The organism is Streptomyces cylindrosporus, assembly GCF_022698165.1.
GTDB classification, from domain to species: domain Bacteria; phylum Actinomycetota; class Actinomycetes; order Streptomycetales; family Streptomycetaceae; genus Streptomyces; species Streptomyces cylindrosporus.
In genome coordinates, this window is sequence record NZ_JALDAY010000007.1 from 591,638 (window position 1) to 604,921 (window position 13,284).

12 protein-coding genes are annotated in these 13,284 nt (G+C 70.2%); 4 read left to right on the top strand and 8 right to left on the bottom strand.

Annotated elements, in window-relative coordinates; genetic code table 11:
* The first annotated feature begins 237 nt into the window (after positions 1 to 237).
* Positions 238 to 1,695, top strand: coding sequence for an MFS transporter (locus MQP27_RS25430; protein WP_242767748.1), 1,458 nt, complete (start codon positions 238 to 240; stop codon positions 1,693 to 1,695).
* 122 nt (positions 1,696 to 1,817) lie between these two features.
* Here the strand turns inward: MQP27_RS25430 and MQP27_RS25435 are convergent, their stop codons facing one another.
* The 6 genes from MQP27_RS25435 to MQP27_RS25460 all read right to left on the bottom strand — a co-directional run bounded on the left by MQP27_RS25435 (position 1,818) and on the right by MQP27_RS25460 (position 6,822).
* Positions 1,818 to 2,759 (bottom strand): SDR family NAD(P)-dependent oxidoreductase, encoded by a 942-nt coding sequence (locus tag MQP27_RS25435; protein WP_242767749.1) that lies wholly within the window; start codon positions 2,757 to 2,759, stop codon positions 1,818 to 1,820.
* Between the two features lie 82 nt (positions 2,760 to 2,841).
* Positions 2,842 to 4,077: a cytochrome P450 gene (locus MQP27_RS25440; RefSeq protein ID WP_242767750.1), complete on the bottom strand. Its 1,236-nt coding sequence runs from the start codon at positions 4,075 to 4,077 to the stop codon at positions 2,842 to 2,844.
* 59 nt (positions 4,078 to 4,136) lie between these two features.
* A complete protein-coding gene (locus tag MQP27_RS25445) occupies positions 4,137 to 4,331 on the bottom strand; it encodes a ferredoxin (RefSeq protein ID WP_242767751.1) in 195 nt (64 codons plus the stop codon).
* A gap of 19 nt (positions 4,332 to 4,350) precedes the next feature.
* Entirely contained in the window at positions 4,351 to 5,556 is a 1,206-nt protein-coding gene (locus MQP27_RS25450; protein WP_242767752.1) for an NAD(P)/FAD-dependent oxidoreductase, read from the bottom strand.
* A gap of 54 nt (positions 5,557 to 5,610) precedes the next feature.
* Positions 5,611 to 6,351 (bottom strand): SDR family NAD(P)-dependent oxidoreductase, encoded by a 741-nt coding sequence (locus MQP27_RS25455; RefSeq protein ID WP_242767753.1) that lies wholly within the window; start codon positions 6,349 to 6,351, stop codon positions 5,611 to 5,613.
* A gap of 75 nt (positions 6,352 to 6,426) precedes the next feature.
* Positions 6,427 to 6,822, bottom strand: coding sequence for a carboxymuconolactone decarboxylase family protein (locus MQP27_RS25460; RefSeq protein ID WP_242767754.1), 396 nt, complete (start codon positions 6,820 to 6,822; stop codon positions 6,427 to 6,429).
* 180 nt (positions 6,823 to 7,002) lie between these two features.
* Here MQP27_RS25460 and MQP27_RS25465 point away from each other — a divergent pair, with 180 nt between their 5' ends.
* Positions 7,003 to 8,640, top strand: a complete 1,638-nt coding sequence (locus tag MQP27_RS25465) for a flavin-containing monooxygenase (protein ID WP_242767755.1) — start codon at positions 7,003 to 7,005, stop codon at positions 8,638 to 8,640.
* A gap of 64 nt (positions 8,641 to 8,704) precedes the next feature.
* Here MQP27_RS25465 and MQP27_RS25470 read toward each other — a convergent pair whose 3' ends face one another.
* The gene (locus tag MQP27_RS25470) at positions 8,705 to 9,097 is read right to left on the bottom strand and encodes a nuclear transport factor 2 family protein (protein ID WP_242767756.1); all 393 of its coding nucleotides are present in this window, start codon (positions 9,095 to 9,097) and stop codon (positions 8,705 to 8,707) included.
* A 228-nt stretch (positions 9,098 to 9,325) separates the two neighbouring features.
* Between MQP27_RS25470 and MQP27_RS25475 the strand changes: the two genes are divergently transcribed.
* Positions 9,326 to 10,372, top strand: a complete 1,047-nt coding sequence (locus MQP27_RS25475) for a cyclase family protein (RefSeq protein WP_242767757.1) — start codon at positions 9,326 to 9,328, stop codon at positions 10,370 to 10,372.
* A gap of 80 nt (positions 10,373 to 10,452) precedes the next feature.
* On the opposite strand, the gene MQP27_RS25480 is transcribed toward MQP27_RS25475, so the two are convergent.
* Positions 10,453 to 12,447: an alpha-ketoacid dehydrogenase subunit alpha/beta gene (locus MQP27_RS25480; RefSeq protein ID WP_242767758.1), complete on the bottom strand. Its 1,995-nt coding sequence runs from the start codon at positions 12,445 to 12,447 to the stop codon at positions 10,453 to 10,455.
* Positions 12,448 to 12,576: 129 nt separating this feature from the next.
* On the opposite strand from MQP27_RS25480, the gene MQP27_RS25485 reads away from it, so the two are divergent.
* Positions 12,577 to 13,284 (top strand): TetR/AcrR family transcriptional regulator, encoded by a 708-nt coding sequence (locus tag MQP27_RS25485; RefSeq protein ID WP_242767759.1) that lies wholly within the window; start codon positions 12,577 to 12,579, stop codon positions 13,282 to 13,284.

The window sequence follows — 13,284 nt, forward strand, 5'->3', positions numbered from 1 at the left end:
TGAGCGATCGGGTCGCCATCATACGATCGCCGCTCCCAGCGGACATCCCCAGGGCTTCGTCGAGGCACAAGCAGGCCGCCGACGTGCGCGGATGCCCCACTCAGCGGGATCCGTCCGGATTTCTGCCCATCTCATTGATTGTACCGACCGTTGGGTCTATCTTTCCCGCATCTCATCCCGGACCGGAGCCGCTCTCTCCGGCTCACCGCTCACCGCTCACCCATTGGAAGGCCCGCGATGTCCCAGACCCGCACCGCCGCCCCACCGGCCGAAGAGTCCTCCCTCTCCACCGCGCGCAACGTCCTCGTGGTCGTCGCGCTGCTGTGGACCGTCCAACTGGTCGCGCTGGTGGCCGCGTTGTCCGGCATCGCACAGGCCGACGTCGCCATCCACTTCCGGACCACGGAAATCGCCTGGTTCACCCTGATGACCCTGCTGACCGGCACGTTCTTCCTGCCGTTCGCGGTCAAGGCCGCGGCGCTGTTCGGCAAGAAGAAGGTCCTGCTGGTGGCCACCGGGCTCGGTTTCGTCGGCGACCTGGTGGCCGCCGTCGCCACCGACTACCGGACCCTGCTGATCGGCCGCGGCATCGCGGGCATCTACGCGGCGACCGCGCCGATCGCCTACGCGATCACCCGCGACATCTTCCCGCGCCGCTGGGTCGGCCTGGCCAGCGGCATCATGGCCGGCGGTGTCGGTCTCGTCGCCTTCGGCGGGCCGTTCCTGGCCGGCTGGCTGCTGGACGACTACGGCTTCCGGGGCGTGCTGTGGTTCATGGCCATCAGCACCTGCGTGAGCTTCGTCCTGGTGGCCCTCTGCGTGCCCGAGAGCCCGGTCACCGGCGGCGGCGGGCGGATGGACTGGATCGGCGGTCTGCTCCTCGGCGGCGGCATCACCGCCCTCGTCTACGCGGTCGGCGAGGGATCGCAGTGGGGCTGGAGCAGCGGCAAGTTCCTCGCGTACATCGTCGGTTCGGCCATCGCCCTGGTCGTCTTCCTCCTGGTCCAGCGCAGAGTCGCCGAACCGCTGTTCCCGCCCGCCATGACCCGGCGCCGGCCGGTGTGGACGGTCCTGCTGGCCACCTCCGTGGCGGCCGGCTCGCTCAACGCGGTCGGTGTGGTCGTCCAGTTGCTGGTGCTGATGCCGGCCATCCCCACCGTCTCCGACGGCCTCGGCTGGTCCGGCGAGCACAACGCCATCGTCAGCAGCCCGATCAGCGCCATGATCATCGTGGGCGCGGTCGGCACCGGCTGGCTCGCCCGCCGGGTGGACGCCCGGATCCTGCTGGGCATCGGCGCCGCCTGCGCCGTCGTCGGATACGCGATCGGCACCCATCTGCACCACACCGCGGGACAGATCATCGAGATGGGTCTGATCGCCGGCCTGGGCACGGGCATGGTTGTCGCCATCGCCCCCATCATGATCATCGAGGTGGTCACCCCCGAGGAGCAGGCGCTGGCCAACGGCGCCCAGACCCTCGGCCTGGGCGTCGCCCAGATCATCGTCTCCCAGCTGGCCTTCGTGGTGATGGCCCAGCACGGCGCGATCCTGAAGGGCACCCAGTTCTACCTCGACCAGGGCTTCACCAACGGCCTGTGGCTGGTGGTCGGTTGCGTCGCGTTCGGCGCGCTGCTCGTCCCGCTGATCCCCCGGCCCAAGCGCCTCGCGGAGGCCGAGGTGGGCCAGGCGGTCTGACCCGCGGGGACGCGCACAGCACGAAGGGCCGGGCGGCACGCCCGGCCCTTCTCGCCGTCCGCTCTCGCCGTCGGCGGTACGGGGACGGCGACACGCCCCCTCCGCGTGTCGCCGCCGTCCGCCTACGCCTTCTCGGAACCGCCGAGCGCGGTCAGCTGGTGTTGCAGGAACGCGCCCGACCAGGCCATCAGGTCCGCGGGCACGTAGTAGCCCTTCTCGTCGTTGATGGCGTCCCAGTGGGCGGCCACGTCCTCGACGGTGGCGGCGCCGCCCTCGTGGGCGTACCCCTCGGTCGAGGCGATGAAGAGGCGGGCGAAGCGGCCCGCGCCGGCCGTGTAGATCTCGCCGCTGACCGGGCAGCTCTCGTGGGCGAGGTAGGCCACCATCGGCGCCACCGCGTCGGAGGGCATGTACGGCATGCCGGGGGCGGCCTCCGCGGGCTCCTCCTCGGGGCCGCCGCCCATCCGGGTCATGGCGGCCGGCGCGATCAGGTTGACCTTGATGTTGTGCGGCGCACCGGCCAGCTTCGCGCTGCGCGCCATGCCCACCGTGCCGGCCTTGGCCGCCGCGTACGACAGGTTGTTGTCCATGCCGAACATGCCGCTGGAGGTGGTGTGCACGATCCGTCCGTACCGCTGCTCCACGAAGTGCGGCCAGGCCGCGCGCATCGTGTTGAAGGAGCCGAGCAGGTGCACCGCGAGGTGGCGCTCCAGGTTCTCCGCGTCGATGTCGGGCAGGCCCGCGTACCGGATGATCCCGGCGTTGTTGACGAGGATGTCGATGCGGCCGAAGTTCTCGATGGCGGTGTCGACGATGGCCTGGCCGCCGGCCGGCGTGGAGACGTCGTGGGTGTCGGCGACGGCCGTACCGCCCGCCGCGGTGATCAGGTCGACGACCTTCTGCGCGGGGCCGGCGTCCGAACCGTCGCCCTCCATGGATCCGCCCAGGTCGTTGACGACGACCTGCGCGCCCCGCTCCGCCAGGAGACGGGCATGGGCCCGGCCGATTCCGCGGCCCGCGCCGGTGACGACCGCTACGCGTCCTTCGAAGCTGAACTCGCTCATGCCTGACTCCTGTTGTACTGCGGATGCGGGTGCCGGCCCCGCCCTGTCGGGCGGGACCGGCCGTGGAGAGGTGGTTGTCCGGCTACCAGGTGACCGGCAGCTCGGGGATGGCGAAGGCGAGCGCGTCGGCCGGGCGGAACGCCAGTTCGTCACGGTCGACGGCGAGCCGGAGGGTGGGCACGCGACGGTAGAGGGTGCCGTAGACGACCTGGAGCTCGATCCGGGCCAGCTGCTGGCCGAGGCACTGGTGGATGCCCCAGCCGAACGCGTGGTGGTGGGTCGCCTTGCGGGTCAGGTCGAGCTTCTCGGGCTCCGGGAACGCCTCCGGGTCCCAGTTGCCGGCGGGCAGCGGGACGATGATGCCGTCGCCCCTCTTGATCTGCACGCCCTCGAACTCGAAGTCCTCAGCGGCGATACGGCGCTGGCCGAACTGCGCGATGGTCAGATAGCGCAGGATCTCCTCGACCGCGTTCTGGGCGTCCTTGGTGTCGTCGATCTCGCGCAGCCGAGCGAGCTCGTCGGGGTTCTCCAGCAGCAGCGCGGTGCCCATGGTGATCATGCTGGCGCTTGTCTCGTGACCGGCGATCAGCAGGATCATGGACAGCAGGGTGGCCTCGGGGAGGGTGAGGTCGCCGTCCTTGATCCGGGCGGCGAAGTCCGAGAGCACGTCCTCCTCCGGCTCCTCCATCTTCTTCTGGAGCAGCCTGGCGAGATAGCCGCCGAGCGCCTCGTTCGCCGCGTTCTGCTCCTCGGTCGTCTTGTCGCTCCGCGTGGCCAGGCCCGCGTGCTCCTGGAAGAACTCGTGGTCCTCGTAAGGCACTCCGAGCAGTGCGCAGATCATCAGCGAGGGCAGCGGCAGCGACAGCGAGGTGACCAGGTCCGCGGGCTTGGGGCCGTCGAGCATCTTGTCGATGAGCTCGTCGGTGAACTGCTGGATCTTCGGCCGCAGCGCCTCCATCCGGGGGCGGGTGAAGGGCCGGGTCATCATGCGGCGGATCCGGGTGTGGTCGGCGCCGTCGGCGTTGAAGATGGTCAGCGGGTGGAGGTGAGCGGTGTCCGCCATGGGCTTGTTCGGATACGGGAAGCCCGGCTGCTTGTCGTCGGAGCTGACCCGGGGGTCGGAAAGGATCGCGCGCTGCGCGGCATGGCCGGTGACCAGCCAGTGGTCGCTGCCGTCCCAGATCCGGGCCCGGGAGACGGGAGCCGTCTCGTTCAGGGCGCGCAGCTTGGGCGGCGGGGCGAACGGGCACTTGGGGTCCCGGTCGTCCTGGTAGTGGTAGATCTGCTCGTCGGGGGCGAGGGTGTCTGCCTCGGCCATGGGGGTTCCTCCGGTGGTGGGGGTGGGGGAGAACGCGGGAAAGTTCAGGGGGTCGGGGGCTATTCCTCGATGCGGATGGCCAGCGCGGGGCACACCGCGGCAGCGGTCCGCACGTCGTCGGCCAGGTCGTCCGAGGGGTTCTCGTCGAGCAGGACGACGATGCCGTCCTCCTCACGCTGGTCGAACACGTCCATGGCGGCGTTCACGCACTGTCCTGCGGCGACGCACTTCTCCTCGTCGACGACAACCTTCATGGGGATCTCTCCTGATCGTTCAGTGGGTGGGGGCGGGAGCGTCGAGACCGTCGACGATCTCCTGACGGCGCAGGCGGGCCTGCTTGGGCATGTTCCAGCCGAGAACGCCGGTGACCCGGCCCTCGCTGCGGTACCGGGCGACGAACCGACGGGCCGTCAGATCGCCTTCCACGACGTCGACTTCGGCGTCGGCCGGCAGAAAGCCGTGGACCTGGAGCTTGGCGTCGTACTGATCGGTCCAGAAGTACGGCACCGGCGTGTACGGCCGCCCCTCGCCGAGGATCTCCGCGGCGACCGCCATGGCCTGCTCGGTGGCGTTGGTGCGGTTCTCCAGCCGGACCAGCCGGCCGAGGCCCTCGTGGTGCCAGCGGGCCACGTCGCCGACGGCGTAGATCCCCTCCTCCGCCCGGCAACGGGAGTCGCACACCACGCCGTTGTCGAGCTCCAGGCCGCTGTCGGCGAGCCACTCCGTCGCCGGGATCGCGCCGATCGCCACGACCACCACGTCGGCCGGCAGCACCTCGTCCGTGGCCAGCCGGACGCCGGTGACCCGGCCGCCCTCGCCGGTGAGGCCCACGACACCGGTGCCGAGCCTGAGCTTCACCCCGCGCTCGGTGTGCAGTTCGGCCAGGACGCCGGAGACCAGTGGGCCCACCTGAAGCGCCATCGGCGCCGCCAGGGGTCCGGTCAGGGTGACGTCCAGGCCGAGCGTGCGGGCGGTGGCCGCGATCTCGGAGCCGAGCACGCCCTCGCCGACGACGACCAGCCGTGAGCCGGCCAGCAGGTCCCCGCGCAGGGCCAGGCAGTCGTCCAGCGTGCGCAGCACGTGCACACCGGCCAGGTCCTGCTGCCCGGGCAGCTGCCGGGGGCGCACCCCGGTGGCGATGACGATCGCGTCCGCCGGCAGCTCACGGCCGGACTCGGTACGGACGCTCCGCCCGACGACGTCCAGGGCGACCGCCGGATCGCCGAACACGAACTCCGCGTCCAGCGCCGCCAGCACGTCCCGGGTGCGCAGCGCGGCCCGCTCCGGTTCCCAGGCCCCGGAGAGCACCTGCTTGGACAGGGGCGGCCGGTCGTAGGGGGCGTGCGGTTCGTCGCCGAGCACCGTGATCGGGCCCGCATGGCCCTTGCGGCGCAGCGCCTCCACGGTGGTCAGTCCGGACGCGGAGGCGCCCACTACCAGGACGCGGGCGGGGCCTCCGGCGTCGTCGTCGATGCTCATTCGGTGCTCCAGTGCAGCGTTTCGTGCGGTCTCCGGTGCGGAAAAGCCGGCTGATCAGTAGACGTAGCGCCCGCCGTTGACCCCGAAGGTCTGGCCGGTCACGTAACCCGCCTCCTCCGAGACGAGGTAGGCGACCGCGTGGGCCACGTCCTCGGGGCTGCCGGCCCGCTTCATCGGCATCGTCGCCGCGGCCGCCTCCACGTCGATGGGGCCCTGGCGGACCAGCGGGGTGTCGATGAACCCCGGCGGGACGTGGTTGACGGTGATCCCCTTCTCGATGTACTCGACCGCGAGCGCGCGGGTCAGGGCGATCACACCGCCCTTGGAGGAGGCGTAGTGCGCCATGGCCGGTGCGCCGGTCTGGGCGGACGAGGAGGAGATGTTGACGATCCGGCCCCAGCCCGCCTCGACCATGTCGGGGATGAGCTCCCGGGTGACCAGGAACGGGCCCTTGAGGTTGATCGCGATCATGCGGTCCCAGGAGGCCTCGCTGATGCTGGTGAAGGGCTCGTAGGCGGTCGTACCGGCGTTGTTGACCAGGATGGTGACCGGCCCGAGTTCCTCGCGGGTGCGTGCCGCGGACCGGGCGACGGCCTCGGCGTCGGCGGCGTCACCGCCCACCGCGACCGCCGTGCCGCCGGCCGCCTGGATCTCGGCGGCGGCCTTCTCGGCGCCCTCGGTGTTCAGGTCCCAGACCGCCACCGCGGCCCCCTTGGCCGCGAGGACGGTCGCGATCCCGCGGCCTATCCCCCGGGCACCGCCGGTGACGACGGCGACCTTTCCCTGAAGTGACATACGTGCTCCTTGTGTACGTGCTGTGGGATGCCGGCGGCAGGCGAACCGCGCCGTCGGCGGGGCCTCGGGACCGGCCTAGGGCTCCAGCGCCTCGCGGGCGGCGGTGCGGGCCGCGACCGCCCGGGGGAAGCCCGCGTAACCGGCGGAGTGGTAGATGACCTCGGCGATCTCGTCCTGGGTCAGTCCGTTCGTGATGCCGATACGGACATGGGTCTTGAGCTCGGTCTCGGCTCCCAGGGCGATGAGGAGCGCGATCGTGACCAGGCTGCGATCGCGCGGACCGAGTCCCTCACGTGCCCACAGCGTTCCGAAGACGCTGGTCAGGCCGATGTCGACGAGATCCTCACCCAGGCGTCCGTCCCTGAGGTCGACATCGCCCTCGGGGAACACGCCAGGCATCAGGGCCCGCATGGCCTTCCAGCCCCTGGCCCGCAGATCGGCGGTTTCCTCGACGCCGTTCTTCTCGCTCATGTCAGACTCCCGTCGCGCTTCTTCGCGTCCCTGGCGGGAAATTTAGACCAGACGGTCGGTACAATCAATCTCTCGGGCGAGATTCACATCCATTGAACGAATCCGACCCCTCCTCTACTCTCAGCCTCATTATTCGACTGACCGGTCGAAACATCAAACCAGGCTCACGCGGGAGAGCACATGAGCGAAACGACGAAGACGGGCCCGGCGGACCAGGGCCTCGTGGACGTACTGGTCATCGGCGCCGGTGTCACCGGCATCTACCAGCTGTACCGGGCCCAGGAGGAGGGCTTCTCGGCGAAGCTCCTGGAAGCGGGCAGCGGCGTGGGCGGCACCTGGTACTGGAACCGCTACCCCCAGGCGCGCTTCGACTCCGAGAGCTACACCTACGGCTACCTGTTCTCCAAGGAGCTGTGGGAGGAGTGGGAGTGGTCGGAGCACTTCGCCGGCCAGCCGGAGATCGAGCGGTACTTCAACTACGTCGTCGACCGCTTCGACCTGCGTCGGCTCATCGACTTCGGCGCGAAGGTCTCCTCGGTCGTGTGGGACGAGACGGCCGCCGCCTGGACCGTGACCACCGAGGCCGGCACCGAGTACCGGGCCCGCCACGTCGTCGCGGCGACCGGCATCCTCTCCGTGCCGTTCGTGCCGGAGATCCCGGGCCGCGCGGACTTCCGCGGCGAGCAGCACCACACGGGCCGCTGGCCCAAGACCCCGGTGGACTTCACCGGCAAGCGCGTGGCCCAGATCGGCACCGGCTCCAGCGGTGTGCAGATCGTGCCCGCGATCGCCGACGACGTGGCGCACCTGACGGTGTACCAGAAGGTCGCCGACTGGCTCACCCCGCTGAACAACCGGCCGATCACCGCCGAGGAACAGGCCGAGCTCAAGGGCAACTTCGAGTCCATCCGGGACACCCTCAACACCTCGCCCAGCGGCTTCCTGCACCAGATCACCATGCGCTCGGGCCTGGAGGACACCCCGGAGCAGCGCCAGGAGTTCTACGAGCAGAAGTGGAACAGCCCCGGCTTCACCAAGCTCTCCGAGCACTACTACGACATGACCACCAACCCCACGGTCAACGAGGAGTTCTGCGAGTTCATCGCGGGCAAGATCCGCTCGATCGTCAAGGACCCGGCGACGGCCGAGAAGCTGATCCCCAAGGGCCACGGCTACGGCGGCCGCAGGCCCCCGTTCGGCACCGGCTACTACGAGGCGTACAACAAGCCGAACGTCGAGCTGGTCGACATCAACGAGACGCCGATCGTCCGCATCACCGAGACCGGGATCGAGACCTCCGAGGGCCACCAGGAGTTCGACATCATCATCTGGGCGACCGGCTACGACTTCGGCACCGGCGCGCTCAACCGCCTGGGCGTGCGGGGCCGGCAGGGTCGCGAGCTCAAGGAGTACTGGGCGGACGGCCCGTCCACCTACCTCGGGGTCGTGACCGCGGGCTTCCCCAACTTCTACTTCCCCGGCGGCCCGCACGGCGCCCTGGGCAACAACCCGCGCTACTCCGGCGACCAGGTCGACTATGTGATGGACCTGCTCGTCCACGCCCGCGACCACGGCCACGAGGTCGTCGCGGTCACGGACGCGGCCGAGCAGGAGTGGACCGACCTCGTCAACGGCAACGAGGCCCAGCTGTCCTTCCTCAAGAGCAGCTACTTCTACGGCGCCAACATCCCCGGCAAGGCCGTCAAGCAGCTGCTGAACCCCATGGGGCGGTACAAGCTCCAGGAGCTGATCCACGAGTCCGTCGAGAACGGCTTCCCGGCCTTCGAGTTCGCCAAGGCGGCGGAGCAGGAGGCCTGAGCAGGCGGAACGCCGGTGCCGCCCGTGGATCGGGGGCACCGGCGTCCGGTCGTTCGGGGCGCTGTCAGAGGAACTTCGTGACGCGCCGGCGGAACTTCCACTCGCCGTCCACCAGGACCGCCGTGTCCTCGTAGGTGCCGACGAGCTGGATGCCCCAGCCCTCCTCGCCGCGCGCGAAGAACACCAGGTTGCTGGTGGCCGTAACCTCCTCGCCGGGCTCGGAGGTGAGCACGGTGTTGCCGACGAGGTGCAGCTGCGGGGTCTGCGGCGAGAACTGCCCGTAGACCTTGCGAATGGTCTCGCGGCCCTCGAAGGTGTCCTGGCCCTCGATCTCGGCGACCCCGTCCTCGGTGAACAGGTCGGCGACGACGTCGGTGTTCCCGGCGTCGATGTTCTGGGCGTAGGTCGCGATGATCCTCTGGACTCCGGCCAGGGCGGATTCGGCGGTGACGGTCATGGGTCTTGTCTCCCGGTGGGCTCGATGGGGTACGGCAGGGCGGGGTGCGGATCAGGTCTCGTAGAAGTTCCCGGTGGCAGGTGTTTCGACCAGTCAGTCTATTGATTCCGGAGCGCAATATGAAGGCCCGAATGGAAAGCCGTCCGAGTTGTTGACCGCTCGGTACATTAGAAATAGCATGCGGGCACGACCGTCGACGGGGACCGTCGTCCAAGGAGGAGTTCTATCGTGACGAAGCGTTGGAAGCAGCGGCCGCCCGGTTCGACCTGGGGCGAGTGGGGCGACGACGACGAGCTGGGCCGCATCAACCTGCTGACGGCCGAGAAGGTGCTGCAGGGCGTGCGCGAGGTCGAGCACGGGGTCACCTTCAGCCTGAGCCTGCCGCTCGACTATCCGGGCGGCACGGCCCTCAACCAGCGCCGTTACCCGCCCATCCTGCGGCCCACCGAGGACCTCCAGCACAAGCAGGACGTCTTCTACAACGTCGTGGCCCGCGACCAGATCGATCCCGCCCTGATCGACGTCTGGTCCGACGACGTGGTGACCCTCTGGCTGCAGTACTCGACCCAATGGGACTCCCTCGCCCACCAGGGCGCCGAGTTCGACGCCGACGGCGACGGCGAGGCGGAGCCCGTCTACTACAACGGTTACCGGCCCGGCGCGGACGTGGTGGGTCCGCAGGAGGACGCCAAGGGCGACGGCAGCGGAAGCGTCAGCTTCGCCCGCCATCTCGGCCTGGAGCACATGGCGCAGCACGGCGTCCAGGGCCGGGGTGTCCTCATCGACATCGCCCACCACCTGGGCACCGGCTACCAGCCGGTGAGCTTCAGGCAGCTCCAGGAGATCATGGCCGCGGACAACGTGACCGTGGAGCCCGGCGACATGGTCCTGCTGCACACCGGTTTCGCCACCCAGGTGCTCGCCTGGAACAAGAACCCGGACCCGGTGGCCATCCACCAGACCGCCGCCTACCTCGACGCGGACGACCCGGAGATCCTGAACTGGATCGCCGAGTCGCAGATGTCGGCGCTCATCGCGGACAACTACGCGGTCGAGGGCGTGGCCACCACGAAGGCCCAGGGCCGCCACACCCTGCTCCCGATCCACCACCTGTGCCTGTTCAAGCTGGGCGTCCCGCTCGGCGAGCTGTGGTACCTGCACGACCTGGCGGCCTGGCTGCGCGAGCACGACCGCAGCCGCTTCCTGCTCACGGCTCCCCCGCTGAACCTGCCCGGCACCCAGGGCAGCCCGCTGACCCCGGTCGCGACCGTCTGATCCACGGCCACGCTCGGAGACCACGAAGGGGTGCTCCCCAGGAGGACGTCCTGGGGAGCACCCTTTCGTCATGTCGGCGTTCACACAGCCGCGATACGGCGGACCGTGTCGGCGATGGTGTCCCGCGAGGGCAGCCACAGCCGCTCCAGCGAGGGCGCGTAGGGAGCAGGCGTCGGGGGCGCCGCGACCCGGGTGACGGGCGCGTCCAGGTGCCAGAAGCCCTCGTCGACGGCGAGCGCGGACAGTTCGGCGCCGACGCCGAAGTCCCGTACCGCCTCATGGGCGATGACCAGGCGGTTGGTCTTGGCGAGGGAGGCGAGGACCGTCTCGCGGTCCAGCGGGGCGATCGTGCGCAGGTCGATCACCTCGACGCTCACGCCCTCCGCGGCCAGCGACTCGGCGGCGGCCAGGGCGTCCTGGACCATCCGCGACCAGGAGACGAGCGTGACGTCGGTGCCCTCGCGGACGACCTTCGCCTTTCCCAGCGGGATCAGGTGGTCGGCCGGCGGCTTCGGCCCCTTGAGGCCGTACTGCAGCCGGTTCTCGACGAAGACCACCGGGTTCGGGTCCTGGATGGCCGCCCGCAACAGGCCATAGGTGTCGGCCGGGTTGGACGGCATCACCACGGTCAGCCCGGGGATGTGCGCGAGGAGCGCCTCCAGGCTCTGCGAGTGCTGGCTGCCGGAGGAGCGGCCCGCGCCGAACTGCGTGCGCACCACCAGCGGCATGGAGGCCCGGCCGCCGGTCATGAAGCGCAGCTTGGCGGCCTGGTTGAGCAGCATGTCGAGGCAGACGCCGATGAAGTCCATGTACATCACCTCGACGACCGGCTTCATGCCGGCCATGGCCGCCCCGACCGCCGTACCGATGATGGCGCTCTCGCTGATCGGAGTGTCGCGCACCCGGCCCGGGAACGCCTGGGCGAGACCGCGGGTGAGCCCGAAGACGTTGCCGCCCGCGCCGACGTCGATGCCGGCGACGAACACGCCGGGGTCGGCGGCCAGTTCGTGCTCCAGGGCCAGGCGTACGGCGTCCATGGACCGGAAGACCTCGCCCGCCGCGGGTGCGGGCTCGGGCAGGGCGGGGCGCGGGGCCGAGACGAAGTCGTACAGGGTCTCCGGGGCCGGCTCGGGCAGGCTCCTGGCCCACTGCACCGCCGCCTCGATCTCCTTGTCGATCTCCTCGTCGACCGCGTCGGCCTGCGCGGCCGGCACCCCGGCGGCGGCCAGATGGCGGCGGGCCACCAGCAGCGGGTCGCGCTCCTTGGCCTCGGCGACCTCCTCGGCGCTGCGGTAGCGCTCCGGGTCGCCCTCGTAGTGGCCGTGCCAGCGGTAGGTCTCCGCCTCCACCAGGACCGGACCGCCGCCCGCCCGCAGCCGCGCCACCACGTCGGTCATCAGACCGGCCACCGCGAGTACGTCGTTGCCGTCGACGTGCGCGTACCCGATGCCGTAACCGGCCGCGCGGGCGGACAGGGCGGCCCGGTGCTGCTCGGCGGCGGGCGAGAACTCCGAGTAGTGGTTGTTCTCGCACAGGAAGACGACCGGCAGGTCCCATACGGCGGCCAGGTTGACCGCCTCGTGGAACATGCCCTGCGCGACCGCGCCGTCGCCGAAGAAGGCCACCACCACGTCGCCCGCGTCGCGCAGCTTGGCCGCGGTGGCCACGCCCGCGGCGATGGGGAGCCCGGCGCCGACGATGCCGTTGGCGCCGTAGATGCCGAGACCCGGGTCGGCGATGTGCATCGAGCCGCCGCGGCCGTGGCAGGTGCCCGCCTCCTTGCCCATCAGCTCGGCCATCATCGGCGCCACGTCCAGGCCCTTGGCCAGCACATGGCCGTGGCCGCGGTGGGTGGAGGTGATGCCGTCCCGCGGACCGAGGGGCCAGCAGGCGCCCACGGCGCTCGCCTCCTGACCGATCGACAGATGGAGAAAGCCGGGAATCTCGGTCGCCTTGTACAGCTCGGAGGCCCGCTCCTCGAAACGCCGGACACGACGCATCCGGCGGTACATCTCCAGAAGCTGATCCGTGTGCCCGGATGCGGGCCCCGCCTGCACTGCTGCATCGGTCGTCATGCGCGTCCTCGCATTGCTCGCGCGGGCGGCGCACAGCCGCACCGCCTGAGTCCTGTTTTTAATGTACCGTCTGGTCTAGCAAACTTCTTGGGACAGAGCGGAAAACGAAGTCGGGCGGGGAGCGAAGCAATGCCCAGACCACCGGGCCACGGGCCGGACTACCAGGTCCGGCGCCAGAAGATCATCGACACGGCCGCCGAGCTGTTCGCCCGCCAGGGCTACGCGGCGACCTCGGTCAACGACCTGGGCCGCGCGGTAGGGCTCGCGAAGGGGGCGCTGTACTACTACATCGGCTCCAAGGAGAATCTGCTGATCGAGATCCAGTCCCGGGTGATGTCCCCGCTGCTGTCCAGGGCGCGGGAGATCGTCGCGCTCGACGCGGATCCGCTGGTGCGGCTGCGCCTGCTGTCCGAGTCGCTGCTGACGACCATCTTCCACAGGCTCGACCACATCTGGGTCTACGAGCACGACTACCGCAGTCTCACCGGCGACGCCCTGCACACCCTGCTCGGCCAGCGCGCCGAGTTCGAGCGGCTGGTGCGCGGGCTGCTCACGGAGGCCGTCGAGCGGGGCGCCTTCCGCGCGATGCCGCCGCGGCTGGCCACGCTGCAGTTCCTCAACCTCCACAACCACACCTACCAGTGGGCGAAGCCGGGCGGCCGCTGGGACGCCGCACAGCTCTCGCGCGAGTACTGCGACACCCTGCTGCGCGGTTTCGGCGCGCCGGGGGCCGTCCTGCCGGACCTGGAGGAGAAGGCGGCGGCGTTCAAGCGGGAGCGCCCGGACCTGCCGCTGGACCCCGAGGCCGAGTGGCAGGTCGATCCGCCGGCCGCCTGA

Bases quoted from the DNA above. Each gene is read 5' to 3' on its own strand.
- MQP27_RS25480 (WP_242767758.1), bottom strand. From the start codon at position 12,447: ATGACGACCGATGCAGCAGTGCAGGCGGGGCCCGCATCCGGGCACACG.
- MQP27_RS25470 (WP_242767756.1), bottom strand. From the start codon at position 9,097: ATGACCGTCACCGCCGAATCCGCCCTGGCCGGAGTCCAGAGGATCATC.
- MQP27_RS25435 (WP_242767749.1), bottom strand. From the start codon at position 2,759: ATGAGCGAGTTCAGCTTCGAAGGACGCGTAGCGGTCGTCACCGGCGCG.
- MQP27_RS25445 (WP_242767751.1), bottom strand. From the start codon at position 4,331: ATGAAGGTTGTCGTCGACGAGGAGAAGTGCGTCGCCGCAGGACAGTGC.
- MQP27_RS25450 (WP_242767752.1), bottom strand. From the start codon at position 5,556: ATGAGCATCGACGACGACGCCGGAGGCCCCGCCCGCGTCCTGGTAGTG.
- MQP27_RS25465 (WP_242767755.1), top strand. From the start codon at position 7,003: ATGAGCGAAACGACGAAGACGGGCCCGGCGGACCAGGGCCTCGTGGAC.
- MQP27_RS25485 (WP_242767759.1), top strand. From the start codon at position 12,577: ATGCCCAGACCACCGGGCCACGGGCCGGACTACCAGGTCCGGCGCCAG.
- MQP27_RS25455 (WP_242767753.1), bottom strand. From the start codon at position 6,351: ATGTCACTTCAGGGAAAGGTCGCCGTCGTCACCGGCGGTGCCCGGGGG.
- MQP27_RS25430 (WP_242767748.1), top strand. From the start codon at position 238: ATGTCCCAGACCCGCACCGCCGCCCCACCGGCCGAAGAGTCCTCCCTC.
- MQP27_RS25460 (WP_242767754.1), bottom strand. From the start codon at position 6,822: ATGAGCGAGAAGAACGGCGTCGAGGAAACCGCCGATCTGCGGGCCAGG.
- MQP27_RS25440 (WP_242767750.1), bottom strand. From the start codon at position 4,077: ATGGCCGAGGCAGACACCCTCGCCCCCGACGAGCAGATCTACCACTAC.